Origin of the sequence: Methylobrevis pamukkalensis, from assembly GCF_001720135.1 — a bacterium.
Taxonomy (GTDB): Bacteria; Pseudomonadota; Alphaproteobacteria; order Rhizobiales; family Pleomorphomonadaceae; genus Methylobrevis; species Methylobrevis pamukkalensis.
The window spans coordinates 1-2,586 of record NZ_MCRJ01000222.1 but is presented as its reverse complement, the minus strand read 5'-3'; the positions used below and the strand labels follow the sequence as shown (position 1 = coordinate 2,586).

Here is a 2,586-nt window from a genome sequence, read left to right as displayed (position 1 = left end):
AAGCGCTTCTGGACTTCGGTTTCGCTGCATCCGAGGTGATGCTGTGCCCACCGCCTTGCCGCGAACCAATCTTCTCCCCCACGGGGAGAAGGTGGCCCGAAGGGCCGGATGAGGGGGCGGCGGCACAGCAGAGCGCCGCTTTGCCCACCCCGAACGCCGCAGCGCCAGCCGCCCAACATACCCCTCACGCGTGACCGGCCTCGGTCGACAGCAGGGCCGGGTTGATGCCGAGCAACGCCAGGGCGCGGTCGTAGCGGTCTTCGAGCCGGGTTTCGAACACGAGTTCGGGCGAGGCGGCGACGGTGAGCCAGCCGTTCTGCTGGATCTCGCTCTCGAGCTGGCCGGGTGCCCAGCCGGCATAGCCGAGCGCCAGCAGCGCATGCTCCGGGCCGCGGCCGTCGGCGATCGCCTTCAGCACTTCCAGCGTGGCGGTCAGCGAGATCTCGGCGTCGACCGGCAGGGTCGAGCTTTCGAGATGATAGTCGGAGGAGTGGAGCACGAAGCCGCGGCCGGTCTCCACCGGGCCGCCGTGATGCACCCGCATCACGTTGGCGGGCTCCGGCAGGCGGATGCGACGGTCCTCGGGAATGATGTCGAGCTGGACCAAGAGGTCGCGCATCGACAGGTTCGGCGCGGGCTTGTTGATGATCAGCCCCATCGCGCCGTCGGCAGAGTGGGCGCAGAGATAGACCACCGATCTGGCGAAGCTGTCGCCGCCGATGCCGGGCATGGCGATCAGGAACTGTCCGTCCAGATAGGTCGGTTCGATGGTCATGCGTGGCGATCCGTGTGTCCGTCGGCGGTTGTCTCCACCGTTGTGTGTCGATCCCCGAACGATAGCGCTCTTTGAAGAAAATACCAGCCGGCGGCGCAGGTTGGTTGCGGGGTTCGCCCTTTTCGATGGCCGGCGCCGTCACGAAACCGTGTTGCCGTCTCGCCCGCCGCGGTCTCGCCAGCGCCACCTTCCGGCTGGTATGTGGGAAGGACGACCTCCCGAGCCGCGCGGAATGTCCCGATCTTGAAACCGATTGCCCGTCCTCTTGCGTCCGCCGTCCTTGCCCTCGCGCTGCTTGGCGCGCAGGCCACCCTTGCCGCCGGGCAGGGCGTGCCGCAGCCGGACACGCGGCTGGTCGTCGCCGGACCCGTTTCCGGTGCCGGGGATGGATCATCCGGCGCCGGCGGCTACGATCTCGCCCTCGTCGTCACCCTGCCGAAAGGCTGGCACACCTACTGGCGCTCGCCGGGCGATGTCGGCGTGCCGCCGATGCTGACGCCGCAGGAGGCGGACAACCTTGCCGGCCTCGACGTCGGCTTTCCGGTACCGCGCCGTTATTTCGACGGCTACTCGGAATCGATCATCTACGAGGACGCGGTGACCCTGCCGATCCGCGTTGCGGCGACCGAGGCCGATGCGCCGGTGACCTTGCGGCTCGGCTTCGACTTCGGCTACTGCAAGGAGATCTGCGTGCCGGCCCATGCCTCCTTCGACGTCGACCTGCACCCGGGGATGACGCCGGACACAGGGGCAGACCGCCTCGTCGCGGCCGCCCGCGCCACGCTGCCGCTGCCGGAAGACAACCCCGCCGCCCGGCTGCGTCTTGCGGAATTTGCGCCCGTGCCGGTTGGGCCCGGCGCGCCGCCGCGCTACCGCCTCGTCGTCGAGGGTCCGGATGCCGGCAGAGCCGACCTCGATGTCTTCGTCGAAGGACCGGAGGGCTGGTCGCTGCCGTTGCCCAAACCCCAGGCCGAACCTCGGGAGGGCGGCGAAACCTCCGAGGGGCACACGTTCCTGCTCGACCTTCAGGGCATCCCCAAAGGCGCTCCGACCGCCGGCGCCGCGCTGCGCATCACCATGGTCTCGGGCACGCGCGGCGTCGAGGCGATCCGCCGCCTGCCCTGACGCGCCGATGATGCCGGGCTTGTCGTCCTTCCGTGATCTGCCGTATCTACCGTGATGAGCCCGGCCGGCCTTCTGCCGGCTCCAGCTTTCGGACGTCCGGTTTCCGGCGTCCCATCTCAAGGAGACTTCATCATGACGATTGCGGTTGGCGACACGCTGCCCGATGTGACCTTCATGGTCCCCGGCGCCGATGGCCCGGTCAAGAAGACCACGGCCGAGATCTTCGGCGGCCGCAAGGTCGTCCTGTTCGCGGTGCCGGGTGCCTTCACCCCCACCTGCCACATGAACCACCTGCCGGGCTTCGTCGACAATGTCGACGCGATCCTGGCCAAGGGCGTCGACTCGGTCGCCTGCACCGCCGTCAACGACGTGTTCGTCATGGGCGCCTGGGCGAAGGCGACCGGCGCCGAGGGCAAGATCGAGATGCTGGCGGACGGCTCGGGCGTGTTCGCCTCGGCCCTCGGCCTCGATCTCGACCTCTCCTCCCGCGGCCTCGGCCTGCGCTCGCAGCGCTACGCGATGATCGTCGACGACGGCATCGTGAAGTCGCTGGACGTCGAAGAGCGCCCGGCTCGGCCACCGTCTCCGGCGCGGCGGCGGTGCTGGAAAAGCTCTGAGGGCAGGGCGCGACCTGCACGCTCGCCTTGAAAGAGCGGATGCAAATCTCCTGCATCCGCTGATTGAGT

General features: G+C 68.7%; 2 protein-coding genes and 1 pseudogene. 2 read left to right on the top strand and 1 reads right to left on the bottom strand.

What is annotated here, in order from left to right:
* Positions 1-184 precede the first annotated feature (184 nt).
* Complete coding sequence (locus A6302_RS20000; protein ID WP_069308485.1) at positions 185-775, bottom strand: YqgE/AlgH family protein; 591 nt, start codon at positions 773-775, stop codon at positions 185-187.
* A 243-nt stretch (positions 776-1,018) separates the two neighbouring features.
* Here A6302_RS20000 and A6302_RS19995 point away from each other — a divergent pair, with 243 nt between their 5' ends.
* Together A6302_RS19995 and A6302_RS19990 are read left to right on the top strand one after the other, a co-directional pair.
* Entirely contained in the window at positions 1,019-1,900 is an 882-nt protein-coding gene (locus A6302_RS19995) for a protein-disulfide reductase DsbD domain-containing protein (RefSeq protein ID WP_069308484.1), read from the top strand.
* A 132-nt stretch (positions 1,901-2,032) separates the two neighbouring features.
* A pseudogene (locus tag A6302_RS19990) lies at positions 2,033-2,517 on the top strand (redoxin family protein).
* The last annotated feature ends 69 nt before the right edge of the window (positions 2,518-2,586 follow it).